Consider the following 25,460-nt stretch of genomic DNA (forward strand, 5'->3'; position numbering starts at 1 on the left):
AAGACTAGTATTAGAAAAACACACTATTTTAAAATAATATTTACTAAGTCTATGCCAGTTAGTAGAGAGCAGTTAAATTCTCATCCCCCAACTTGGAGATCTACCTTCCTTTCTGTCTTTTGAAGTAAGTCCCGGAAAAGATGTCTTTCTCAAATTTAGCATTAAGCGAGACCAGGGTGCTATATTAATAGCTATCGATCAGGCAGTTTTTAACTGCGCCTGTTTTATAGGAGTAGGTGTGGGTATTGGGGCTACAATTGGGCTAGGGGCTATTGCAATTAAGTGATTAGGAAATTCAGAAACTCTAGCTTCTTCTACTCCTGATCCTAAGGCTCTTCCTTCTAGTTTGTATAAGACAGGCTATCACCGCGTGCAAAATTATATCCAGCAAGCCACCAGAATGCATCTGATGAATCTAGGTTTGATGACTGGGGGTGACTTCTGCATTCACCTTCGGCTCACTTCATGGTGCTTATCACATTTTGAAAGTGATTGTTATCCGAAACGAAGCTTTTCAAAAATCTCATGAAGTTTCTATTAAAGCATTTGAAATCGTGAATCTGTTTATTGAGACAAAAATTCAACAGCCGGATTGGGAGTGTCCTATTTCAAAAGAGCTCATGGCATTTCCTGTGGTGATAAATTGTGGTCATATATTTGAACTCTTTTCTCTTGCACTGATGATGACGTGGGCAAGGCCTCCTCAATCTGCATCACCAATGGCATGTCCTCTTTGTAGAAAGTCTATTTTTTACATTGAACATCGAAAAAGAAGTAGCGATAACATCCATCAAATAGCGCATAAGATTTTTGAAAAAATAGAGATGCTCCTCAATCAATCCCACATTCTGGATGACCTTACAACGGGTGAAATACATGAAGCTACTCAGAGATGAAAAACCTTGTATATTCAGCTAAATTTAAGCTTAAAGCCATTGGTCTTAAAAGGTAAAAAGATCATGATTTTAAGCTAGCAGGAGACAAAGAGGCGCGTCCTTAACTTCTCTCTAGCTAGAAAAAGGGCTTAATATCTTAAAAAAAACAGTCAAAAAATTCTAAGTAATATTTTCTTAAGTGACAAAAGAAAAAATAGAGCTTACCAGACAGACTAGTAGGTTAAAAATAGACGAGAAGTCTCAAAAAAAAAGATCCAATATTTTGACTTAAGTCAAAGGAAGATCATCATAGACCTTCAATGTAAGGGTTATCTTAACGCCAGTTTTAGATATATTAAAACAAGCGTTAAGGTCATTTTAGCCCATATCATAACAATTGCGATCTTTCAAAATCTTGGACTTTTAAAGACAATGATCTTAAGAAGGCTCTCTTAGAGAAGCGGTTTTTTCAAAATTTATGATTTCATCAAGGGTTATCACTCTCTTAAAAAACAGATCATTTTTTTCTCTACCTTTTAACCTTTTTTTTGTGAGATCATTTTATTCTTCCAAAACTTCCGAAGTAGAGGACTCTATTAAGAAAGATTCTATGCGAAAAAGGTTCTTTATTTGAACTTTTATTCCGTATAGATCCACCCCTTCTTGGATATATCTTTTTATAAATGCATCGTAATCGTAGATGACCTGATTGTAGAGTACAGGATGGGTAGGGACATCTTGAAGATAAGGACAAATATCTGTAGAAAATAGTCTTTTATTTGCCCTAGGAAGATTTTCCCAATCAAGGACAGATATTCGCCTTTGATACAGGTTCCAAGGGTCCCAACTCGTTAAAAAGGAGTTAAAGGCCTCATCTGAGAATGTTTCTAAAAGCTCTTTTCCTATCAGATCAATTTCCTCATTAGAAATGGCGACACACCGTCTAAAAAGCATATTTTGGATATCTACTGGAAGATTTAACGCTTTCTGCAACTTCATATGAAATGCCATGTAAATCTCCACTTCATCTACAAACCGAAGTGTCTTGATCTGCTCTACAATCTTTTGATTCAGTTGCTCAAGGAGGAAAAATCCTTTTGCAGCATTTTTCAGCTCTTCAGCAGTCACTAAAGGGTGCTGCAGTTCCTTGAGCTTTTGATACAGGCCAATATCACTTAAGGTAGCTGTGATCCTATCATCACAAGAAGAGAGCCCTTGATGAATGAGATATGCGGTATGGTGACACACCTCTATATTTTCAGCGATGAGCTGAATCATCTTAAGGACACGTTTTGCTAGTAGTTCTCTTGTTGCAGTATTATAAAAATCTGCAGTCCCAGTTAGACGGATGAGAAAGGTTAAAAGATTTTGATGATCTTGTGCTTTAGGTAAATTTTGATGGAGTTGCTTATCTATTTTTTTCAGATCCACCAATGTCTCTTTTGCTTCTTGTTGCCAAAATTCAAGAGATTTAAGAAGAGTTTTAAACTCTATGAGATGTTCTTTTTCAGCTGCTAAAGAAAAATGAAACTGCATCCCTTGAGCAGAAAGGGATTCTTGTTGTAATCTTTGAATAATAGCAGGAGAGAGTCCTGTTTCTGTAAGATCGATAGAGCGAGTACGCTTATTAGAATGGGGGCCTAAATTGAGGATCCAATTAGGTAAAGATGAGAGGTTATTACATCCTCTTAAGTTTAAATCTCCGCCGAGCTCGAGTTGATTGGGAAGCTCCCTCAATTGCGTGCAACCCAAAAAGTCAATGTTATTTTTTATGCTGAGTCCTTCTGGAATCACCGTAAGGCTTGTACAGTTAGAAGCATTAAGATCATATTTTATTTTAAGTCCCTTAGGGAGCGTTGTAAGAGCTATACACTTAGAAATATTCAGGTTTCCCTGTAATTCAAGTCCTTCAGGAAGAAATGTAAGATTTGTACAATCACGCATCTCAATACTTTTTTTGATTTTAAGCCTCTTAGGGAGTGCTGTAAGGGCTGTGCATCCATAAAGATAAAGGCTTTCTTGTACAATGAGCCCTTCTCCAAGAGAGGTAAGAGATGTACAATCAGATAGGTCAAGGTTTCCTGGAACTTTCAGTCCTGTAGGAAGAACCTTAAGCTTCTTACATTGAGAGAGCTTAAGATGATTCTTTACTTTAAGATCATCAGGTAGGGTTGTAAGAGCTGTGCAGTTGGAGAGGATCAAATCCCCTTCTACGTTAAGATCATGAGGTATGACTTTAAGAGCTGTACAATAAGAAAGGTCAAGATTGCCTGCTACCTCAAGTCCTTTGGGAAGAACCTTAAGCTTCTTACATTGAGAGAGATTAAGATAATTCTTTACTTTAAGATCATCAGGTAGGGTTGTAAGAGCTGTGCAGTTGGAAAGGATCAAATTCCCTTCTACGTTAAGATCATGAGGTATGACTTTAAGAGCTGTACAATAAGAAAGGTCAAGATTACCTGCTACCTCAAGTCCTTCGGGAAGAAATTTCAGAGCTGTACAATTGCTAAGGGTTAGATTTCCTTTGATTTTAAGCCCATTAGGGATGGCCCTAAGAGCTGTACACTGAGAAAGATAAAGGTCTCCCTTAACATCAAGTCCTTCTGGAAAAGAGGTAAGGCGTGTACATCCTCCAAGGTGAAGATTTTTCTTAACCTTAAGCCCATCTGGTATTGTTGTCAAAGATGTACAACGAGGGAGAGCAAGGTTTCCCTCCACCTCTAGTTCTTCCGGAAGAGATGTAAGAGCTGTACAATTATGAAGGCTAAGATCACCTTTTACTTTAAGTGCATGAGGAAGGGCTGTCAGAGATGTACAATCAGAGAGAGATAGGTTTCCCTCCACTTCAAGATTATCTGGGAGAACTAGAAGAGCTTTACAACAGCTAAGGTTAAGGTTCCCTTTTACTTTAAGTGCATGAGGAAGGGTTGTCAGAGATGTACACTGATAAAGATCAATATTGCCTGCTACTTCAAGCTCTTCAGGAAGAGATTGAAGGGCAGTGCACCTGGAAAGATCAAGATCTCCTTTCACTTTAAGCCCTTTAGGAAGAGATGTCAGGGCTGAACAATAAGAAAGGTCAAGATTTCCTGCAACTTCAAGTCCTTCGGGAAGAGATGGAAGTGCTGAACAAGTACTTAGATGAAGATCTCCTCCTACTTCCAGTCCTTCTGGAAGACATTGAAGGTTCTTGCAATCTCTTAAATAAAGTGCATTTTTTACTTTAAGAGCACGAGGAAGAGATGTCAGGGCTGAACAATAAGAAAGGTTAAGATTTCCCGTGACTTCCAATCCTTCGGGAAGAGAGGTAAAAGCTGTCCCACTCAGGTTAAGGTCACCGCCTACTTTAAGCCCATCAGGGAGTGTTATCAGTGCTTCACAATCAGAGAGGTTAAGATCACCGTCCACTTTAAGTTGGTTGGGTAGAGCAGCAAGATTTGTACAACGGGAAAGATCAAGATTTCCTTGTACTTGAAGATTTTTAGGGAGGGATTTAAGGGATGAACAACCGGAAAGATTAAGATCTCCTTCCACTTCTAGCTCTTCAGGAAGGGATTGAAGAGCTGAACAATAGGAAAGCGTAAGATTTCCAGCTACTTTAAGTCTTTGAGGAAGAGCGATAAGATATTTACAATGACAAAAATCAAGATTTCCAGCTACTTTAAGCTGTTTTGGAAAAAACATCAGGCTTTTACAACTGACAAGACTCAGGTTTCCTAACACCTCAAGTCCTTCAGGAAGAGAGGTCAAAACTGAGCATCCGGAAAGATCAAGATTCCCTTTAACTTTAAGCTCTTCTGGAAGAGATGTAAGAGCTGAACAGCGAGAAAGAGTCACGCTTCCTTGCACCTCAACCCCTTGGGGAAAAGATGTTAGAGCTAAGCAGCTGAAAAGACTCAAATTTCCTCCCACTTTAAGCCCATGAGGGATGGTTCTAAGAGCCTCGCATTCATTGATGTCAAGATTGCCCTTTACATGCAGCCTATTGGGAAGTGCTGTAAGAACCTGGCAACGAGAAAGAGTGAAGTTCCCTTGGACTTCAAGTCTTTCTGGAAGAGATAGGAGATTTTCACAATAAAAGAGGTAAAGGTTTCCCTTAATTTTAAACTCACCATGCATTGCTCTAAAAGCTGAACAATGGGTAATATTAAGATTCCCGTTAACTTTAAGCTGACTGGGTAAAGATGTAAGAGCTAAACATCTAGAAAGAGTAAGATTTCCTTCAATTTCAAGCTCTTCTGGAAAAGATGTAAGAGCTAAACATCCAGAGAGGTCAAGATTTCCTTTAACTTCAAGTCCTTCAGGAAGAGATGTAAGAGCTAAACATCCAAGAAGATCAAGATCTCCTTTAACTTTAAGTCCTTTAGGAAGAGATGTAAGAGCTAAACATTGAGAGATATGAACATTCTTCTGGATATTAAGCTGATGAGGTAGTGCTCTAAGAGCGTTACATTCTTTTAAAATAAGATTGTTTCCAACTTCAAGCTTTTCAGGAAGATGTGTAAGAGCTTGACATTCAGAGATCTGAAGATTTCCTTCAACTTCAAATATTTTAGGTAGTGAAGAGAGCTCAAAGAGTTTTGAAAAAATCACATCGCCTTTGACTCTAAGCTGTTGGGGGAAAAAGTCATACATGTCTTCTTCAGAGTCTTTAATAGCGTCATCTAAAAATACAGAAAAAAATAAGTTTTCACAAGAAAGTCTGCCCTCGATCTCAACATTTTTAGATTTTAAAAGGATAAAAGAAGAGATATTAGAGGCGCAAATTTTTACATCGCCTTTAATGATAATGTGATGGGGTAGTGGTTCTAAAGCCTTGAGCTGGCTTAGTTCTTCTGCAAAGATCTCTAAGCTAGCCTCGTTATTTTCTAGGTTGGAAAGTTGAGAGGGTGCATATGTGGATGAAACAAAAGTTTGTGGAATTTGCATGATAAAATCCAATAATTATTTTTGATTTGCGGACACTCTACCATAGGGGGTGTTATAACGTCATTAAAAAATGTCATGAGGGGCTGAAGAAAAGGGATGCATTGCGTTGATCTGAGATCAAGAGTTTAAAATACATTTAAAAAATATTGATAAACTTGCATCAAGTTCATTTTTTATCCTAGCCCCATTCATGACATAAGCTTAAATGGGTATGGAAGGTAGCCATAAACCCCCTGTCTTAAAAAAAGAGTTCCTTTTCGGTTTCTTATTTTGAAGTGAGTGCTCTCATTGACACTTTGCACTCAGATTCTACAACATTAAATCCTCTATTCCTTCCATTTAATGCAAAAAGCTATTGAGACACTTCAAGATGCATGTAAGATTTGTATGCTGATGAGTAGGAGAGAGTGAAGAGAAATATTTACCCTTATAATGAGAGTATTCAATATTTCTAATAGAGCTATGCTTTAAATGTATATTTTTTTGTAACAACGATTTAAAATGGTGTTTGCACTATTTGCCAAGATCTCTCTATTGTGCTACTCTTCTTTTAATCAATGGACACTTTTTAATATGAAAAAAAATGCTTATCCTGTTGCTCAAAACCCTCTGATTCTTCGCTTCCACCGTTTAATTGACGCCTTTGCCAAATCAGATGATGAACGTGACTTCTATCTAGACCGTGTAGAAGGATTTATTCTTTATGCAGATTTAGATAAAGGACAGAAAGAGCTTGATGACTTAAATCAAGAAGTTGAGGCTAATCCTGAGCGTTACACCATGATTCCTAAAATGACTTTTTATGAAAGTAAGAAATTCATGGAAGGGTTTGCGAATGAAAAAGTGTACGATGTTGATACGAAAGAAAAGCTTTTAGATCTTATTCAATCCAAAGAGGCGAGGGAAAACTTCCTCGAGTTCATTTATGATCACCTTTCAGAACTTGAAAAATGGCAGCAATACTACGTCGAAAGAATGCGTATTCGGCTCATTGAGTGGTTAAGAGTTAAAGAGTTTAACTTTGTGTTTGAAGAAGATCTTGATCTTCCTAAAAATGTAATGGAAAAAGTGAAGCAGCAGCTTTTTGATGTGAAAGTGAGTAAAGATGTGGTTCAAGCAAGAGACGCTCTTTCTCAAAAAGCAAAAACATACTATTCAAGTGAAGCGCTGAATCCAAGACCCAAAAGAGGACGTCCTCCTAAGCAGCAAGTGAAAGTGGAAGTTGAGCCTCAACTCACAGGAGATATTTTTACCACTGTTCCAGCTTCTTGCAGAACGTTTCTTTATCTTCCAGATAATAGCAGCGCAACAGCTGCTGCCTTTTCATCTCGTTATGATTCAGAAGCTGATCTCATGGCAAGCTTAAGAGGAACAACCCGGATTAAAGTCGATACGAAGCTTGAATCGTTATCTCAAAGGTTAGAGTCACTTAAACAACTCTCGCATAAGCTCTCGCAATCTAGTGATGTGGTAGGGGCTAAAGAGGCAAGGTTTCTTAAAGCTGTTGCAGAGTCAGAGCATCTAGATAATGAAGAGAGATCTGCGCAAACAGATCTATCTGATCTCATTAAAAATGTTTCCTCTAAAGCAAAAAAATCTTTAGAAAAATCAGTAACGCCTGAGCCTAAAAAGAAAAAATGATTCCAGCAATTTTATCCGGTTACGAAGAGAGCGCTCTTCCTATTAAAGCGCTCCAAGTTGCGCTTTTAACTAGATACATGGATGATAAGTGCTTTAAGCTCTCTCGCCAAAATAAGGGAGGAACTTTTCAACTCTCTGTTGCAGGGCATGAACTTGTAGGAGCTGTTGCAGCACTTCATCTGATCCCAGGAAAAGATTGGGGTCTTCCTTATTACCGTGATAGAGCGTTTGCAATTGGCCTTGGAAGCTCTCTTACAGATCTTTTAGGGGCCTTTTTAGCAAGAGATGTGCCTCACCACTCCGGTGGAAGGATGATGCCTGAACATTTTGTTCACGCTCCTTTAAACCTCGTCTGTCAATCTAGCTGCGTAGGCTCTCAATTTCTGCATGCTGTTGGAGTGGCTAAAGCTTTAAAGCTCAAAAATGATACAGGCGTAGTTTACGTATCAGCTGGAGAAGGGGCAACATCGCAAGGGGACTTTCATGAAGCGCTTAACTTCTCTTGTCTGCATAAACTAGGTGTCATTTTTACAATCCAAGATAATGGATGGGCAATCTCTGTTCCAAGAGCTGAGCAGACTGCTGGGGGCTCGATTGCTAAAATGGCAAGAGGGTATGAAAATCTCTCTCTTTTTGAAGTGGATGGGTGTGATATTGAAGCCTTATCATCAGCTTACCAAGAGGCTGTCTCTTTAGCAAGAAGAGGAGAGGGCCCAAGTTTAATCATTGCTCAAGTGCCTCGGATGGGAGCGCATAGTAATAGCGATGACCCTTTAAAATACCGAGATGAAGCTTGTCTTCAGAGTGAAAAAGCAAAAGATCCGCTTCCTCGTCTTGAATCGTGGCTAATTCAAAACAATATGCTGAGCTCATCTGAAGTTGAAGAGATCAAGAAAGCTCTTTTTGATAAGATTGAAGCATCAGCAGCTGTTGCAGAAAAAATTCCTTTTCCTTCGAAGTCAGCAGCAACAACGGGTGTTTTTGCAAAAAGTCCTGAAATTCCTCTTCAAGATCCTCTTATAGAAGGTGAATCTACTGTGATTGTCGATGCGCTTAACCATGCCCTTGATGAAGAGATGGAAAAAGATCCATTCATTATCGTATTTGGAGAAGATGTAGCGCACGGTAAGGGAGGGGTCTTTGGGGTGACAAGGCATTTGACTGCTAAACACGGCGTTTCTAGATGTTTTAACTCTCCTCTTGCAGAATCGACGGTGATTGGGGTCGCTTTGGGGATGTCTCTTGTTAAACCGTTTAAGCCAGTTGTAGAAATTCAATTTGCCGACTATTTATGGCCAGGGATCAATCAACTCTTTAATGAAGTGTCAAGCTTTCACTATCGATCTAATGGAGAGTTTAACGCACCTCTTGTGATCCGGATGCCTTATGGAGGCTATATCCAAGGGGGGCCTTACCACTCTCAAAGCATTGAAGCGTTTTTAGCTCACTGCCCCGGGTTAAAGATTGTGATTCCAAGTAACGCCTCCGATGCAAAGCGGCTTCTTAAAGCAGCGATTTTAGATCCGAATCCCGTCATCTTCTTAGAGCATAAAGGGCTTTACCGGCAAAGAGTGTTCTGCGCTAGAAAAGAGCCTGGAAAAGATGACCTTTTACCGATAGGAAAAGCGCACGTTGTGAGAGCAGGGTCTGATGTCACCTTTGTAGGGTGGGGTATGATGATTTGTATGGTGAGTGAAATTGCTGAAACGCTTTCTCAAGAAGGGATATCTGTAGAAGTGATTGACTTAAGAACCATCGCACCACTTGATAGTGAAACCATTTTAGCCTCTGTGAAAAAAACAGGAAAGCTTCTCATTGCACATGAAGCTTCGATCTTTGGAGGATTTGGAGCTGAAATTGCAGCTCAAGTAGGAGATCTAGCGTTTCATTATCTTGACGCTCCGATTAAACGAGTTGGCGGAAAGCATTGCCCAGTCCCTTATTGTAAAGATCTTGAAGATGAGGTGCTTCCTCAAAAGAAAGATCTCGAGTTTGCTTTAAGAGAGCTTGCTCTTTATTAAAATGTTAAGAGGCTTTTTTTCCAAAGAAGCCTCTTTTTTATTAGCCCTTTCCCTTAAAACACCTCTTTTGTTTTTATGACTCCTTTCATTGAAAAGAAGGATGTATTTCTTATTTCATCCGTTTTAAGCCTCTAGAGCTTCATGCCATAGAAGGGATTTATGGATGCTAGGGAATAAGATCTCTTTGGTTTAAAACCCACATCAAACCCTTATAGAGTATTTTTCAAAAATCTCATTATGATTCCCAACAGCTAGGTAGAGACCTTTAGCATACAACATGCCTAGGACTTTCCAGGCTTTCTTAGAGTAAGTTAAGTGAAAGAGAGGGCTTTACATGTGTTATTGTGTAGAGCGGATAAGGAGGGTAGAGTCTTTCAAAAAATATGTATTTCTCACATATTTTGAGATTTTGATCCAAATGAAAAATTGCCTCAATTCAGGGCTTCACACAATTTTGGCGATGAATCATCAAGAGTAAGCACGTATTTTTTCTTTATGGATTACAATTTTATTTATTATTTTTATTTAATCAATTTTATTAAGTTAATTATTATTTTTTATAAAATATAATAAATATTTAATTAAAAACATTTAAATATTAAATTAATTAATGTAAAATAAAATATGTAACAAGGAGTTTTTATGACGCCCTTAAAACTATTTTCTTTTACCAATCTATTTCCCCCAATCCTAAAGAGCCATTCAAATATGGGGATAATATCTCTAAATGCCATTAATCAGATGGCTAAACGATGCTTTTCGTCAAAAAGATTTTCAGTGGGGGATGTGGTTATATTCAAAGGAGAAAACCCCTTAAAAGGGGAAAATATTTCACAAAAAACCGGAAGGCCAGGAGTTATTTTTAAAATCACAAAAGATTTAAAAGAAGGGAGTTACATAACCAGAATAACAATCGTATTTTTTACTTCTCTGAAAGGTACCAAAAACGATGAAAGAGGGTTAGTAATTCAAAAAGATGAATGGAACAATCTTACAAAAGATTCTAGGCTTATGTCCAATCAAGTCCTCACTATTGATGATGCGGATAACTTAATCAAGAAAATCGGGGTTTTAACAGCTGATAAATGCCGGGCATTTGTGAAAACAGTTTTAGATTCATTCAAGCCAAATTTAAAGCGTAAATCTGAGCAAGGAAATATTGTCGAAGTTAAAGCAGAAGAAAATTTATTGTACACAGGTGTTGTTATCTCTAATGGAAAACAAGAGGAGCCGACAGCTATTGTCGCAAAAATCATAGAGGAGAAAAATAGAGAATCCTCTTTATCCATTGCAACTTCATTTCAAAAGATTGGAGAATCTCAACGCAAGAATATAGTCATTGATGTTCAAGATATAAATACAGCTTCTAGAGAAACAATGACCGTAGTAGGGAAAGTAAATCCTGAATTGGCTACGGATATTTATAACAAAATTAATCAATAAAATATTGATTAATTTTTGGAAAATACGAAGCGCTTTTTGAATCATTTAAAAAAGCGCTTCTATGAGAGGTTTAAGAAGGTTTTTTTTATGTTTTTGGGAAGTGTTCTGGGTAATCACTAAGCCAGTCACGAGGGTCTTTTTCTTCCTCTAGCATGTCTTTTGTTAGCTGAATATTGTAATCACTTATGTAATCATAAATTCTTTGAGATGTTTCTTCATCTAGCATTCCAATATCTGCCCTATGTGCTAAATCATACATATCAAACGCGTCAAGATTCTCAACTCTGCCGTTATTAGCTGCAATAAACTGGTCAAGTTCTGGGTTAGCATATCTTAAGGCACAAGTTTCATGAAATTTATTATCAAGTCTCTTACGCATTTCACCTTCAATTTCAGGAGCAATGATTTGCCTACGTAATAAGCTGCTAAGATCGATAAGGTCATCATCTGTAGCTTTTTCTAGATCAATTTGGATGAAATCATTTGGGTTAGATATCCAATTATCATTGAATGATGCATTCAATTTTCTTTCTGCTTCAGAGTCGACAATTTCTTTTGTTATAAATGGCTTAAGCCATGGAATGCTTACATCTGCTGTTTTATTAGACTTAATTTCTTCTTGAGGAGCATTTTGTTCTTGATTAGAATTTATTTTAATAAGAGGCTCTATTTGTTGAGCATTTTCGTGAGATAAGGAGATAGGAGAAGAAAAATTTAAAGAAGTAGATTCTCTTAGCTTAGAAGATGTTGCTTCAGCAACTTTATTCGTTGTACTTGAAAAAGCAGCAGTAATCATTTCTCTATTTATTCGTTTAGGAAAGAAAAGAGAAGTTGATTTTCCTATAAATTGAAAACTATTTCTAATAAACATTAATTCCTCATAAAGTGTGATAATTTCTTATTATTGATATCAATCAATCAAAAAATCAATAAAAATGATTTTTTAATAGGGTGATTGGATACATTGCAAAGCTGTATTCAAAAAAGAGGGGTGATGGAAGTAAAGGGAGAGAATCTGTTTATTTTGGGGGGAAGTGTTCTGGGTAATCACTAAGCCAGTCACGAGGATCCTTTTCCTCCTCTAGCATGTCTTTTGTTAGCTGAGTATAGTAGTCATCTATGTAATCATAAACTCTTTGGGATGTTTCTTCATCTAGCATTCCAATACGTGCCCTATGTGCTAAATCATACATGTCAAATGCATCAAGATTTTCAATCCTGCCGTTATTAGCTGCAATAAACTGATCAAGTTCTGGATTAACATGTCCTAAGGCGCAAGTTTCATTGCACTTGTTAATAAGTCTTTCATCTATCAACTCTTCAATTTCCGGAGCGATAATCTCCCGGCCTAATAAGCAGGTAAGATCGATCAGATCATCATCTGTAGCCTTGTTTAAATCGAATTGGATGAAATCATTTGGATTAGATATCCAATCATCATTGAATGATGCATTCAATTTTCTTTCTGCTTCAGAATCAATAACCCCTCTCGCTATAAATGGCTTAAGCCATGAGAAGCTTATAGTAGTTATTGGTTTAGATGGAATCTCTTCTTGAGGAAGATTTTGTTCATCCCTAGAGTCTATTTTAAGATGGGCCTCTTCTTTTTGAGCGTTTTTATGAGATAAAGAGATGGGAGAAGAAAGTTTTGAAAGGGCAGAAGGTTTTAACTTAAAAGAAGTTATTTCAGTAACTTTATGAGTTGTGCTGGAAAAAGCAGCAGTGATCATTTCTCTCTTTATTCGTGTAAGAAAGAAGAACGAGGTTGTTTTTCCTATCAATTGAAAACTATTTCTCATATACATTCGTACCTCATGTAATGGATTCTCATTATTGAGATCTAAGGGGCAAAAAATCAATCGATTTTTTTTAATCACACGGTAAAAATTGCATACCATAAAAAAGGTGAGAGCTCCTTCACTGACATAAAAGAATTACAAGTTTTTATATTTAAAAATTGATTTCATTTACTGTTTTTTTTACTGTAGATTTTCTTATAGTTTTAAGGAGTTTTATATGACAATCCTTGCTTCTCTAGGTACTCATTACTCGGAAGAGTATAAAATTAAGTTTTTTGAAAAAATAGAGAGCGGTAGTTCTTCTCTTGGGGCAAATGTCTATCAACTTCCAGAGCGGAATTTGATTGGAAAATTTCTGCCTGTAAAAGACTTATGCTATGAACATAAAGAAAGTCTTGTTTCTTTAAAAACACGAATCGAAAGACTCCTCAGAAATTGCTTAGTGACATCACTCTATCAACCAGAGGAAAAAGAAGTTCAGATCATTCCTCATCCGGTTCCTATTACCTCTTGGATAGAGCTACAGCAGGCAGAGCTACCTTTACATAGTCTCTCATGCATTAGGTCCGATGGAACGATTAGCTATGCTTACTTTAATACAGTCAAAACTTGGGATTGGAGAAGTAATACATGGAGTCATACATCCTATCCATTAAGAGAGATCACTGCTTTAGTAGAAGATCAGGAAGGGCATTTATGCATAGGGGATAATAAAGGAAGCCTTTATCTTCAAAATGAGCTTATTTCTTCTATCATTCAGGGTAAACTTAAGGATATCAAGCGCCTATCAACTGACCATTATTTAATTCAATTTTATCAAGAATTGGGCCCTTCAGATCATTCTGATTATCCAGGATATATTGATGATTTTAAGATTATAGATCTTAAGAAAAAACAATTGATTCTTGGTGTAAAGTTTAATCAACCTCTTGTTAGGAAAGATGGAATCATCATCGATTTTAATCAGGAAACATCAACTCTCTTTCGCTATGTCTTTCAAGGAGAAACATATCAAAGCCAAGAGATTTTACAGCTTAATCAAAAGATAAAGGCAATTCGGCATGCTGAAGGGAATACGATCGCTATATGGATTCAAGATACTCATGCAGTTATATTTTTTGATATAAAGACAGGAGTGCAAACAAGTATTCATCACCCTAGATTCAACGAAGATTATTTGAACTCGGATTTCCATACTCTTTTAAATCAGGATAAATTGACCTATATCCCTAGAAAAAAAGAACATCTCATTCTTTATCCAAAAATGAACAATTCAAGCACTGACATTTTTCTACAAGGTAACAAATGGGGGGTGAGAAGCGTTACAGTTTTATCAAATGGTTTAGTAGTGTGCGGTACACAATCTTCCGGTGCAGGAATCTATACGGTTGATAGTAAAAAGGATGTTTACATAATTAAGGATCAGCTTGATCAATCAGTTGAATGGTGTCAGGAGTTAGCAAACGGCTATTTAGCTATTTTTCTTCAAACCCAAATCAAAATTTTTAGGCCACACTTTAAAGGAAAAAAAGAAAGTAGCTCATTTAAGGATAAGCCATTTCAAGATCAAACTCATTTATTAGGGTTAGAAATGGCAGCCAAGTTATCACTTCCTCAAGAGGAAGTTATTTATAAAAAAAAACTTTTTATAGGGGAAGGAACATTTTCTTTTACAGAAGCGTTACTGGATAAACATCAAAAAACGCATCCTGGCTTAAGATATGTAATTACAGCTACAGAGTTTGGATACCCTGTTGATGATGAAGCCGTTTATACAAGAATCGACAATTTACAAAAACAAGGAGTCTCTATTTTTTTTGGAATTGATGGAACAAAGATTGATCAAGAGTTTAGAGGAAAACGATTTCAGCGTATTCATTGGAATTGCCCGTTTGGAGAAAGTGCAAATGAGAAGGTAGAAGAGGCTTTTAAGAAAGTAATTCCTGATTTTTTTAAGGCTGCTTCTTCTTTACAACTAACCAAAGATCGTATTCACGTAACTTTAGTTCAACCCACAAATTCTGATTGGAAGAGAATAAGACAGTTACAAAATCCTATTGTTAAAGGAGCAACAGAGGCTAACTATAGACTGATTCGAAAAAGACAGTTTAGTCAAGAACGTTATCCTAAGTATCAACATAATAATACGGGGACTACTGTATCTAATATTGGTGAACAGCCAAAAAGAGAATTCGTTTTTGAAAAAGTAGGCCAACCTGAAAAGGGATTACATCCTTATATGCTCAAAGATCCTTTACAAAAAGAATACACAATTAACAAAGAATCTAATAAAGATGATAGCCCTGAAAATTACTATTTTGAGTGCAGTACAGATGAAGACTCATCTGATTATTACGATTCTGATACTGAGTTTTAAGCTTATAGGACAAATACAGCTATAAAACTTATTTGTAGGCAACTACTCAATATCCAAGGAACTACAAGAGAGCTTAAAGCTGTAAAATGGATGTAATTTAAGATCTATGCACTTTGCATAATCATGACACAGTAGATCTATTCTACTGAGCCAGGATGGGTTCATCATGGAATAAAACCGCTTTACTGATTTCATGCTGTTTAGCAATAGAGAGCTCTGTTTTTAACCCAAGTGTGTTAAGAGTGTTTTGAATGATTCCCAATGCTTTTTGAGGATGGTTACACTCTTCAGAGAGGTGAGCAAGATGGAGGTGCTTCAGTTTGATACAGGCAATATCTTGCAGAAGCTCTGCACATTGCGCATTAGAGAGGTGACCTTGGCGGCTAAGAACCCGTTGTTTATACACCATAGGGCGAGATGATGCATGCACCATAGAAGGTTCGTGATTGGCTTCTAGATAGAGAAAATCACACCCTTGGAGGCGATTTTTTACAAGAGTTGTCGCAAATCCAAGATCTGTGCAAAACCCTAGCTTTAACTGAGCTGTCTCAATGGTAAAAGCCACAGGATCAAGTGTGTCATGCTGAATGCTAAAGGGGTGGATTTCAAGATCGCCAAATTCAAATGTCTCTCCTGTTGAGAAGATCTTAAACTTTGGGATGTGATCCATGGTTTCTAAGATAGCGTGCGCTGTATCGCTATTTGCAAAAATAGGGATAGAGTATTTTGATGTGAGTGTTTTTAACGCTCTAATGTGATCGATATGCTCATGGGTAATTAAGATCGCATCGATATCACGAAGATGCATGTGGATGTGAGATAGCCTCTCTTCTAACATTTTTAAAGAGAGCCCTGCATCGATTAAAATACGGGTGTTTTTAGTTCCGATGAAGATGGAGTTTCCTTTAGAACCAGATGCTAGCGGGCAAAATCCAATCATGGGCTTTATGATCACTCAGGAGGTATTTGCTGTGCAAGTTCGCTTTTCTTTTTCACATAGAAAAGAAGGGAGGTGATTCCCATGAAGACAAAGGCACCTGATACAAAGTAGTTGTTTAAAGAAGGGGGAGGCTCTTCGACTTCTAAAAGAAGTTCACTCAGCTCTTCTTCAGGAAAAGGGAGAAGATCCCAAATCGCTGCAATAAGAGCAAACACGCAGAGGATAATCCCCACCATTTTCAGGCGGGAGTTAAGAGTCTTTTCAAGGGAGTTATTCATCTTTGTCATTTTTAATTAATACCTGCCTCTCTTTATTGCCTTCTTGAGTACTTACAACGCCGTGAAGCTCAAGCGCATCAATTAAGCTTGCAGCTCTTGAATACCCGATTTTGAACTTTCTTTGCAAATAGGTTGTAGAGGCTTTTTGCGTATGGATGACAATTTGTTTTGCCTCTTCATAAAGCTCATCTTGAGGCTCATCATCCATGTCATCTCCTCCTAAATGAGAAGACATCGTATCAAATGAAGGGATGAGGTATTGAGGAGATGCTTGACCATAGAGGTACTCTAACACTTTAGAGATGTCATCATCACTTAAGTAAGCCCCTTGAGAACGGAGAAGCTGCGATGTTCCAGGAGCTAAGAAGAGCATATCTCCATTTCCAAGAAGGGTTTCAGCTCCTGTATCATCGAGAATAATTTGAGAGTTAATCCGGCTAGCTACTTTAAACGCAATACGGGTAGGGAAGTTAGCTTTAATGAGTCCTGTGATCACCTCTCTTGAAGGGCGCTGAGTGGCTAAGATGAGGTGAATGCCAACCGCTCTTGCCATTTGAGCAATCCTTGCAATCGGGGTTTCTAAATCAGAACTTGAGGCCATCATGAGATCGGCAAACTCATCAATAATCCCTACAATGGCAAACATCTTTTCGGGAATAGAAAGACTTAAAGACGCCTCAAACTCTAAATTAATTTTACGGGAGTTAAATGCAGTGATATTACGGACCCCTAGCTGCTTTAAGATTTCATACCGATTTTGCATCTCTTTTACCATCCAGTTAAGCGCTGCATAAGCGCCGTGAGGCTCGGTGATGACAGGAGCAATAAGGTGAGGTAAATTCGTATAAGGTGTAAGTTCTACTTTTTTGGGATCGATCATGATGAGTTTCACTTCATCAGGGGATGCATTCATCACAATCGACATGATAATTGTATTAATACAGACAGACTTTCCAGAGCCGGTAGCTCCCGCAATCAGACAGTGAGGCATCTTGGCAAGATCACTCACCACGTTTTCTCCTGTCACTGTTTTTCCTAAGATCACAGGGATGTGAAGCTTTTTAGACCCTTGCTGATAGCTAATAAGCATCTCTTTAAAGCTCACCTCTTGAGGGTAAGGAGACGGTATTTCAACACCGACTGCAGCTTTTCCAGGGATGGGGGCTATGATCCGGATCGATTTGGCTTGGAGTTTAAGGGCGATATCGTTTTCAAGAGCGGTGATTTTTTGTACCTTGACTCCAACTGCTGGATGAATTTCAAATGAGCTAATGGTCGGGCCGCAATTAATATCTCCCACTTTGGCTTCAATACCAAAGCTATGCAGCGTCTCTTCTAAGATCTCTGCTTGCCTCTTTAGCTCTTTTTTTAAAGACGGCTGATCAATTTTTTTCGCATTGGTAAGAAGTGAAGGAGGGGGAAGCGTGTATCTTCCTGAAGAAGAGGGCTTAAACGGTTTAACGCTTTTTTTTTCCTCTCTTTCTGCAGCGGTGCGAATTTTAGGCTCATAAGAGAGCGCTTTCTCAGGTTTTTCTTGAGGAGGGGGAGTGTAGACAGGTGTGATGTGTTTATAAGGGATATCAATAGGCTCAACTTCAAAAGAAGGCACTTCTTCTTGAAGAGAGGGTTTGGGTTTTAAGAGCTTAACGAGGTTAATCTCTAGTAAAAAGACAAAGGAGAGAAAAGCTAGAAGGAAGAAAGTGATAGCTACCCCCAAATTCCCGAGAAGATGGTAGAGATTATAGAGCGGAATATCTCGGTAGAGATAGTAAAGGGGGACCCCTCCTAAATAGTTTCTTAAGGCGTAGTGAGGGTAGGGGAAATTAAATCTTAAGTTTTCAGAGAGTATTTTATGCTTCAGCGCTCCTGGAAGGGGAAGAGCAATATCTGCATAAAGGCTAAAGAGAACTCCTAAAGAAATCATGAATAAAAGTAAGTAGATCGCTTTAGATTTAAGAGAGGGGATTTCAGAATAAATGAGAAGAGACCATCCCATCCATCCCATGAAAGCTAGAAAAGGGTAGGCGGTGAGTCCAAAAAGATAAAGGAGGAGCCAGGCGTAGTGGTGGCCGATGAGCCCTAGCCAGTTAGGAGTTGTTTCAAAGCTGTTATAGCTTAGTAAGCTAAGTAGAGATAAAAATGTGAAAAAAAGGAGTAAAAGCCCTTTAAGTTCAGGGTGAGAAGGCGGTGTGCTAAGTGTACGGGTGTCTTTTTTTATCATAATATTGAGTGAATCATTAAGAAAATTGAGAGCATCAGGCAATACCTTGCAAACGGGAGAAACTGCTTTTTCTCTAAGAGAGGAATCATCATATTAATAGAGATAAATCCCGATGCTATTGATGCTAGTAAGCCCATCATACAGGGAATAAGGGAATTCGATAAAGAGGTTAAATGCGGCGTCTTATGAATGAGATGAAAACTCTCTAATATAATCCCTCCCATAACTGATGGAATAGAGAGAAGAAAAGAAAAAGCAACAGCTTCTTTAATAGAGATATCCAAGTAGAGCCCGGCTGTAATTGTAGAGGCGCTTCTTGAAATTCCAGGGATGAGCGCAATCACTTGAGATAATCCGATGCCAAAAGCTTTTAAAAAGGAAAGAGGTGAGGGGTTTTTTTCACGCTTTTTGGCAGCTAGAAATAAAATGCAGGCAGTTATTAAAAGACCCGGCCCTAAAAGATACGGCTGAGTAAGCACGCTTACATACGGCTTAACAAGAAGGTAAGCTGGAACTAAGGGAAGGAGCGCTACCAAGTAGAAAAGAAGTTGAAATGGATAGTTAAAAATGAGTGCGTAAAGGGTTTTTCTAAAATACCATATGAGTACAATAAGCGTTCCAATATGACACGTGAGGTCAAAAAAGAGAGTGTTTTCATCAGAGGAAAGAGAAAGAAGACGCCTTGCTAAAGCAAGATGCGCAGAAGAACTAATCGGGAGGAATTCTGTAAACCCTTGAATCAAACCTAAAATGATTGATGATAAGATATTCATGAGAAGTATCCTTGCTTTAAGGGGGGCGCGTTCACCACGAGATACTTTAAAGAGAGTCAAAAATGGGCGATCGACGGGGATCGAACCCGCGACAACTGGATCCACAATCCAGTGCTCTAACCAACTGAGCTACGATCGCCATTAAATAGCTGTTTTAGCATGGCTTAAACAGAGACTAAAGTGTAGTCCAATCAGAGGGTTTCCGTCAAATGGAGAATTTTATTCAGAAAAATTCTTTCCTCTCTACGCTATTACCCTTTCACAAAAATTTGGTTATTTATAAAATCGAAGCTTTGAGTGTCACTATACATACGAGGAAAGAGGATTCACCATGTTTCAAAAGACGATATTTCTCCTGAGCGCTCTTTGCGGAGCTTACCCTGGAATGGTCCATGAAAGGCAGCCTCTTGCTCAAACTAGCGAATACACCATTAACTTTAATGATGTCCCTGTAGTGGAATTTATTCAGTTTGTGAGCCGTATCTCTGATATGAATTTCATCTTTGATCACAAAGATTTACAATTTAACATCACACTCTCTTCAGGAAAACCAGCGTCTCCTGATCAAGTCGTTAAAGCGCTTGTTCAAGTGTTAAGAGCGCACGGATTTTTTATTGGAAAAGAAGATGGTTATCTTGTGATTCATAAAGGAGGAGAAGACAGTTTTTTGCAAAGAGCTTATGAAAAATCACAAGACCCTTCAAACTCTCCTTTTCAAACAGATCAGCTCATCTCATCGCTCCAATCTTTAAGCGGCCTCTCATCTGAACCTCGCAGCAACTCGACTCCTCAATTTCTTGTGTATAAACTGCAATATCATGATGGATTAGAAATTGAAGAGTCGGTGAAAAAAATTGCAGCAGATCTTGCGACAAAATCTGCTACTTCTCCTCAATATTTAAATGCGCTTAAATCGGTGCAGTGGGTTAAATCCACCAACTCACTTGTTTGCTCAGGAGATGAGTCAACATTAAGTAGCATTAAGCAGCTATTTCAAAGTTTAGATGCTCCTTTAAGACAGGTGTTCATTGAACTGCTTGTTGTGGAAGTAGATAACCGCCATACCGTAGACTTTGGACTTCAGTGGGCAGCAGGGGGCTCTTTGGATGGAAAAGTGGGATTTGGAACAGGGAACTTCCCTCCAACAGCTTCCGCAGGACCGTTTGCAACGGCTTTTCAAGGGATTAATGCTCTTTCCACTCCAAAAGGCCCTAGTCAAATTCCTCTTGGAAATGGCTTTGATATGGGAGTGATTGGAGATATTATTTTCCATAAAGGAAAATCGTTCCTCTCTTTAGGCTCACTTGTCTCTGCCCTTCAGGTAGATGGCGATAGCTCAATTGTTTTAAATCAAAAAATTATCACCCAAGATAATAAAAAATCGACCATCTTCGTAGGGGATAATATCCCTTTTACAGGATCGATTGTTCAAACAGTGGGAACAAGTCAACAAACAACTGCTAACATTGAATATAGAGATATTGGGGTTAACTTAACCATCACTCCAAAACTTGGCGAAGGGGATGTGATTACGTTAGATCTTCAAGAAGAGATCACAGAGGCTGTACAAACAGGACTAGAATCGGTATCCACTGCTCAAGTGACAGGGATCCAAACAACAAAAACCAACATGATGACTCACGTGCATGTTCCAGATAAACACTTCCTCGTCTTAAGCGGAATGATCCGGAATGCTAAGCGGTTTCAAAAAGCTGGCGTTCCTTGTCTTGGAGGACTTCCTGTGATAGGAGCCGCGTTTAGTAAAACAAAAAACAAAGATGAAAAACGGAACATCATGATCTTTGTAAGGCCTCATATCATTCGGTCAGTAGAAGACTACCGTAAGCTTTCAGATCATCAAGAATCTCTCTACAGTGAGCTTACATCAAAAAAACTCATGGAAGAGGCGAGAGCGCTTGTAGAATAAAGCTGTAAGACAGCTTAAATAGATCACTGCATACACCGCGCTAAACTCTGAAATCCTCCACTGCACATCAAAGAGCTGTGGGGGATTTTCTGCTAAAAAGAGGGTGAGTTTTGTGAGCGCTTCTGTCACCTTCACAAAAGGGAGTGCAAGCAGATGAGAAAAATAAGATAGAAAAAGTGCCGGGAGTAAAAACACATAAGCTGCTGAAATCATAGGGGGTAAAAAGAGGTTGTAAAGAACTCCTAGTAAAGGCACCTTATGAAAATGGTAGAGCATAAGAGGAAAAGCAATAAGGCTGACTGAGATATTTAAAGAGAGGAGCTCTTTTCCCAAGCATAACGCCCTATAACCTATCTTATCTAATAAAGAGAGGTTTCTTACCTCTATAAATGATCTCTTAATGAGTACCTTATCAAGAGCGCTTTTACACCCCGGATAAATGCAAATGAGCCCAAGTGTACAAAGAAAGCTAAATTGAAATCCCAAATGAAAAATGGCATAAGGACTGATTAGTAGCTGAGCCATTAAAGCTACTCCTAATCGATTTAGCTGTGATGTTTGTAATGAGTAAAGAGAGGCAGTGATTGATAAAGCAATCATCATAAAAGCTCTTCCAACTGGCGGCGTGTAGCCTAGTATCACAGTATAATACGCAAAGAATGTCAGAAGAAGATAGAGTGCACATCTATAAGATAAAAACAGTCTTAATACTTTATAGAGTACAAAAAATAGCATTGAAAATTGAAACCCTGAGACTCCTAAAAGATGAACAAGACCAATTTTATTAAAGTGCAGCGCTAAAAGATGGTGATCCATTTCTGCAGTGATGGCCGAGAGTAAAAAGGCATGCACTGAAGGGTCTTTAAAAAGCTTTACTAACTGTTTACGGATCTGATCTTTTTTCTGAAATCTCCACTCAGCTAGCGACTTATTTGATAAATCAAGCGTTACTTGAGAGGGCTTCAGCGCATATCTGTGTCCTCCTTTCGGGATAAGTCTTCCTTCTACTTTCCATGCATGAGCCGATTCTAATCGTTTCTTTTTAGGGGGGACGTAGCAGAGGCAAGGGATATTTTTCCATGTAGTATCTTCTGTTTCAAATTTTTTTAAGATCCCTTCTACCCTCCATGATGATCCAAATGATGTTTGCGCATAGGACACTTTTTGAGGATAGAATATTCCTTTCCCTTGAACGCCTTCTTCTGAAATAGTGGGGAGCGTCACAGAAAAACTTCCGTAGATGAATCCAAGGAGCATGAATAAACACCCTTTGAATAGTTGCTTTTTCCACAGCAAGATGACAAACAGTAAAATCAGAAAATAGATAGGAGTAAAGGCAAGATGAGAGGCTATTCCTAAGAGAAAACAGATCCCATAAAAGAGCATGGGATGGGGTAAAGAAGGAGTTAAAGACATCTTTATCCTCTTCGTTGTTTTAAGTGTAAAAATTACCTTTTATAGAACTTAAATACAAGAGGGTAAGGAGAAGATAGGGGTTAGCTTGCATTTTTAAGAATAAAAAATCTTGATCAAATATAACTGCATATTTCATATTTGATTTTATAGGCAATCATGAGAGGTTAAAGATGGGTATTAATACAAAAATCTTAACTGAAGCAGGGCTGATTAAAATGGCTCTATCTCCTTATCTCTCCTCACATCCTAAGATCCGGCTCTATTCTTTTTCTGAACTGAGTTCAGAAACGATTATCAAGACTCAAGATGCACTTCAAAAAAAACTTTCTAAGGGAGGAGAGTATCAAGGGGAGCTGGGGTTAATAGATCAAGAGGTGACATCAAAGCCGTATTTGCTGAAGGAAGGCAAAAGATTCAAGTTGATTTCAGAAGAAGAGGCTTTTACATTGAATACCTCTGATTTTTATTTAAAAGAACTTGTTAAAGAAGCCTTACAAGATTGTAGTGACGTAGAAAAAAATAGCCTTCTTTCTCACTCTGTATCCTTAGAAGAGCAAGATCTTGATCCACTTTCTTCTACATGGGAAGAGACTCTTAACTCTATTTGGCAAGAGTCTTCAGAATCGATTAACTTAAAGTTATTGCAATGGATGACAATTTTAGGAAAAGAGCCGATTCCTGAAGAATTGCTCAAAATGGTATTTGTAAGCGTATATCCAGATAGAGACTCTTCTGATTTGACAAACGCTTTGAATTATTTTTTAAAAGATTCTTTGATTAAGCAGTCTCATTATGCAACTACCAGTTGGCAATGCTATCAGATGCACCCTCTTGTACAAAAAATAGCCTATGAAAAGCTCTCTTTGGATCAGCAGAAAATAAATTGCCCTCTCCTTTGGAATAAGGTTTTTGCGCATCTTAAGCTTTTATCTCAAGCAGAAGAATTGAGTGAAGATGCACTTTATATCTATTTATATCAGGCAGATTCTTTGATAAAGAATACCCATTTCATGTCACTATTAAGCCCAGATAAAAAAATTGATATGCACTTTATTTTGGTAGAGATGTTTGAACAAGAAATGTTTTATCAAAAGGTTATCGAACAGCTAACGCAAGTGCTAGTTCTCAAAGCAGCTATGGAAGAGATAGATCAAGAAAATATTTTATTGATATTAAGTAATTTGGGAACTAATTATGAGTCACTTAAAGAGTATCAGGTGGCTGTTAAGTATTACAAAAAAGCTTTACACCTTGCCAAGCAGCTAGGTAATAAAGCTGAAGAAGAGGCTGCTTATGAGAATTTAGGAAATGTTTATGACTCTTTAGGGAAGTATGAAAAAGCAATTGATTATTATGAAAGAGCATTAACGGTTGCAATAGAGCTAAATGATAAAATTGAAGAAGAAAATATATATTTTAATTTAGCAAATACCTACCAATCTTTAGAGAGCTACTCAAATGTGGTCGCATGTTATGAAAAGGCTTTAAATATTGCACAAGAACTAGGCAACCAAGCAGAAGAAAAGCTTTTGTATTGTAAATTAGGAAGCACCTACTACTGCTTAGGGGATAATCAAAAGGTTATAGAGTTTCATCAAAAGGGGTTAGCTGTTCCATTAGAGTTTGAAGATACGGCGATGGAAGGGATAGCTTATAATAATTTGGGGGTAGCCTCTCTAGCTTTAGGAAAGTATGAAGAGGCCTTAGAATTTCATGAGAAAGAGCTAGATATTGCACTTGAGCTTCAAGATAGTATAAAAGAAGGAGCGGCCTGTCACAATCTAGGAAGAGTTTATCATGCTTTAAAAGACTACCCAAAATCTATAGAGTGTCATGAGGAAGACTTAGCTATTGCGCAATTAATTGATGATTCATTAGGAAAAGAGAGAGCCTATTTTCATCTAGGCCTTGCTTATGATAATTCAGGGGATGCGGATCAAGCCATTCAGTTTTATACAAAGCACTTAAAAATGACTCAAGAGCATAAAAATCGGTTAAGAGAAGCCAAAGCTTACTATGCTTTAGGAAAAGTTTATCACTCTTTAAAAGAGGACCAAAAAACTCTTGAGTTTTACGAGAAAGGGTTAGTCATTTCTCAAGAGCTGAAAGATAGAAAAACGGAAGGGAAAGTTTATCATGACCTTGGAAGTATTTATCAATCTTTAGGAGAGCACTCTAAAGCGGTAGAATATTATCAAAAAGAGCTAGCTATTTTACAAGAATTTCAAGATTTAGAGCGTGAGGGAATCGTTTATGCAGGTCTTGGGCAAGCTTATGACTTTTTAGGTGCCTATAGAGAATCGATACAGTGTTATCAAAAAGGATTGCCTATTTGTTTAGAGCTAAAAGATCAAGAACTTGCGATGACAATATGTAATCAATTAGGGGTTGCTTACTTTTCTTTACATTACTATGAGAAAGCTTTAGAGTTCCATCAGAGAGGCTTAATCATTGCTCAAGAGCTTCAAAATAAAGGGGGAGAAGGATCTGCTAACACGAATCTAGGAAATGTGTATCACGCTTTAGGAGAGTATGAAAAAGCCATCAAGTTTCATCATGAGGGATTAAGTATATCTCAAGGGCTTAAAGACCCAGTTAAAGAGGGAATTTCTTATACCAATTTAGGCAATGTTTATCACTCAATAGGAGAGCATAAAGAAGCGATCAAGTTTTATCAGCAGGGATTAAGCCTATCCCAACAGCTTAAAGACCTAGGAACAGAAGGGGCGGCTTACACCAATCTAGGGAATGTATATTACGCTTTAGGCAACTATCAAAAAGCGATGGAGTATTACACGAAGGGATTGACGCTTGCAAGAG

General features: G+C 37.9%; 14 protein-coding genes and 1 tRNA gene. 6 read left to right on the plus strand and 9 right to left on the minus strand.

Annotation, left to right across the window (positions count from 1 at the left end):
• The first annotated feature begins 434 nt into the window (after window positions 1-434).
• A complete protein-coding gene (locus ACI7T6_RS01445; RefSeq protein ID WP_404665820.1) occupies window positions 435-896 on the plus strand; it encodes a hypothetical protein in 462 nt (153 codons plus the stop codon).
• Window positions 897-1,436: 540 nt separating this feature from the next.
• On the opposite strand, the gene ACI7T6_RS01450 is transcribed toward ACI7T6_RS01445, so the two are convergent.
• Entirely contained in the window at window positions 1,437-5,804 is a 4,368-nt protein-coding gene (locus tag ACI7T6_RS01450) for an NEL-type E3 ubiquitin ligase domain-containing protein (RefSeq protein WP_404665821.1), read from the minus strand.
• Between the two features lie 573 nt (window positions 5,805-6,377).
• Between ACI7T6_RS01450 and ACI7T6_RS01455 the strand changes: the two genes are divergently transcribed.
• The 3 genes from ACI7T6_RS01455 (at window position 6,378) to ACI7T6_RS01465 (ending at window position 10,909) form a co-directional block, all read left to right on the plus strand.
• Window positions 6,378-7,445 carry a UPF0158 family protein gene (locus ACI7T6_RS01455; RefSeq protein WP_404665822.1) on the plus strand — a complete coding sequence of 356 codons (1,068 nt, stop codon included), beginning with the start codon at window positions 6,378-6,380 and terminating at the stop codon, window positions 7,443-7,445.
• Window positions 7,442-9,466 (plus strand): thiamine pyrophosphate-dependent enzyme, encoded by a 2,025-nt coding sequence (locus ACI7T6_RS01460; RefSeq protein ID WP_404665823.1) that lies wholly within the window; start codon window positions 7,442-7,444, stop codon window positions 9,464-9,466. The genes ACI7T6_RS01455 and ACI7T6_RS01460 overlap by 4 nt, the downstream gene beginning before the upstream one ends.
• A 642-nt stretch (window positions 9,467-10,108) precedes the next feature.
• Entirely contained in the window at window positions 10,109-10,909 is an 801-nt protein-coding gene (locus tag ACI7T6_RS01465) for a hypothetical protein (protein WP_404665824.1), read from the plus strand.
• A gap of 85 nt (window positions 10,910-10,994) precedes the next feature.
• Here ACI7T6_RS01465 and ACI7T6_RS01470 read toward each other — a convergent pair whose 3' ends face one another.
• Complete coding sequence (locus ACI7T6_RS01470; RefSeq protein ID WP_404665825.1) at window positions 10,995-11,780, minus strand: hypothetical protein; 786 nt, start codon at window positions 11,778-11,780, stop codon at window positions 10,995-10,997.
• A 148-nt stretch (window positions 11,781-11,928) separates the two neighbouring features.
• On the minus strand, window positions 11,929-12,639 hold the full coding sequence (locus ACI7T6_RS01475; protein WP_404665826.1) for a hypothetical protein: 711 nt from the start codon (window positions 12,637-12,639) through the stop codon (window positions 11,929-11,931).
• 286 nt (window positions 12,640-12,925) lie between these two features.
• Between ACI7T6_RS01475 and ACI7T6_RS01480 the strand changes: the two genes are divergently transcribed.
• Window positions 12,926-15,085 carry a Rossmann-like fold-containing protein gene (locus ACI7T6_RS01480; protein WP_404665827.1) on the plus strand — a complete coding sequence of 720 codons (2,160 nt, stop codon included), beginning with the start codon at window positions 12,926-12,928 and terminating at the stop codon, window positions 15,083-15,085.
• A gap of 142 nt (window positions 15,086-15,227) precedes the next feature.
• On the opposite strand, the gene ACI7T6_RS01485 is transcribed toward ACI7T6_RS01480, so the two are convergent.
• From ACI7T6_RS01485 to ACI7T6_RS01505, 5 genes are all read right to left on the minus strand, one after another.
• Window positions 15,228-16,040 carry an MBL fold metallo-hydrolase gene (locus ACI7T6_RS01485; protein WP_404665828.1) on the minus strand — a complete coding sequence of 271 codons (813 nt, stop codon included), beginning with the start codon at window positions 16,038-16,040 and terminating at the stop codon, window positions 15,228-15,230.
• Window positions 16,037-16,312 (minus strand): hypothetical protein, encoded by a 276-nt coding sequence (locus ACI7T6_RS01490; RefSeq protein ID WP_404665829.1) that lies wholly within the window; start codon window positions 16,310-16,312, stop codon window positions 16,037-16,039. Before ACI7T6_RS01490 ends, ACI7T6_RS01485 begins: the two co-directional genes overlap by 4 nt.
• Complete coding sequence (locus ACI7T6_RS01495) at window positions 16,296-18,524, minus strand: DNA translocase FtsK 4TM domain-containing protein (protein WP_404665830.1); 2,229 nt, start codon at window positions 18,522-18,524, stop codon at window positions 16,296-16,298. Before ACI7T6_RS01495 ends, ACI7T6_RS01490 begins: the two co-directional genes overlap by 17 nt.
• A complete protein-coding gene (locus tag ACI7T6_RS01500; protein WP_404665831.1) occupies window positions 18,521-19,297 on the minus strand; it encodes an undecaprenyl-diphosphate phosphatase in 777 nt (258 codons plus the stop codon). The genes ACI7T6_RS01495 and ACI7T6_RS01500 overlap by 4 nt, the downstream gene beginning before the upstream one ends.
• Before the next feature lie 65 nt (window positions 19,298-19,362).
• Window positions 19,363-19,436, minus strand: a tRNA-His gene (locus ACI7T6_RS01505).
• A gap of 192 nt (window positions 19,437-19,628) precedes the next feature.
• On the opposite strand from ACI7T6_RS01505, the gene ACI7T6_RS01510 reads away from it, so the two are divergent.
• Window positions 19,629-21,224 (plus strand): hypothetical protein, encoded by a 1,596-nt coding sequence (locus ACI7T6_RS01510; protein WP_404665832.1) that lies wholly within the window; start codon window positions 19,629-19,631, stop codon window positions 21,222-21,224.
• Here ACI7T6_RS01510 and ACI7T6_RS01515 read toward each other — a convergent pair.
• The gene (locus ACI7T6_RS01515; RefSeq protein WP_404665833.1) at window positions 21,183-22,640 is read right to left on the minus strand and encodes a ComEC/Rec2 family competence protein; all 1,458 of its coding nucleotides are present in this window, start codon (window positions 22,638-22,640) and stop codon (window positions 21,183-21,185) included. The two genes, ACI7T6_RS01510 and ACI7T6_RS01515, sit on opposite strands and share 42 nt — an antisense overlap.
• Between the last annotated feature and the right edge of the window lie 2,820 nt (window positions 22,641-25,460).

The sequence above is a fragment of the Rhabdochlamydiaceae symbiont of Dictyostelium giganteum genome (genome assembly GCF_964291045.1).
GTDB lineage: Bacteria > Chlamydiota > Chlamydiia > Chlamydiales > Rhabdochlamydiaceae > PALSA-1444.

Bases quoted from the DNA above. Each gene is read 5' to 3' on its own strand.
- ACI7T6_RS01450 (WP_404665821.1), bottom strand. From the start codon at position 5,804: ATGCAAATTCCACAAACTTTTGTTTCATCCACATATGCACCCTCTCAA.
- ACI7T6_RS01455 (WP_404665822.1), top strand. From the start codon at position 6,378: ATGAAAAAAAATGCTTATCCTGTTGCTCAAAACCCTCTGATTCTTCGC.
- ACI7T6_RS01460 (WP_404665823.1), top strand. From the start codon at position 7,442: ATGATTCCAGCAATTTTATCCGGTTACGAAGAGAGCGCTCTTCCTATT.
- ACI7T6_RS01465 (WP_404665824.1), top strand. From the start codon at position 10,109: ATGACGCCCTTAAAACTATTTTCTTTTACCAATCTATTTCCCCCAATC.
- ACI7T6_RS01470 (WP_404665825.1), bottom strand. From the start codon at position 11,780: ATGTTTATTAGAAATAGTTTTCAATTTATAGGAAAATCAACTTCTCTT.
- ACI7T6_RS01475 (WP_404665826.1), bottom strand. From the start codon at position 12,639: ATGATCACTGCTGCTTTTTCCAGCACAACTCATAAAGTTACTGAAATA.
- ACI7T6_RS01480 (WP_404665827.1), top strand. From the start codon at position 12,926: ATGACAATCCTTGCTTCTCTAGGTACTCATTACTCGGAAGAGTATAAA.
- ACI7T6_RS01490 (WP_404665829.1), bottom strand. From the start codon at position 16,312: ATGACAAAGATGAATAACTCCCTTGAAAAGACTCTTAACTCCCGCCTG.
- ACI7T6_RS01495 (WP_404665830.1), bottom strand. From the start codon at position 18,524: ATGATAAAAAAAGACACCCGTACACTTAGCACACCGCCTTCTCACCCT.
- ACI7T6_RS01500 (WP_404665831.1), bottom strand. From the start codon at position 19,297: ATGAATATCTTATCATCAATCATTTTAGGTTTGATTCAAGGGTTTACA.
- ACI7T6_RS01510 (WP_404665832.1), top strand. From the start codon at position 19,629: ATGTTTCAAAAGACGATATTTCTCCTGAGCGCTCTTTGCGGAGCTTAC.
- ACI7T6_RS01515 (WP_404665833.1), bottom strand. From the start codon at position 22,640: ATGTCTTTAACTCCTTCTTTACCCCATCCCATGCTCTTTTATGGGATC.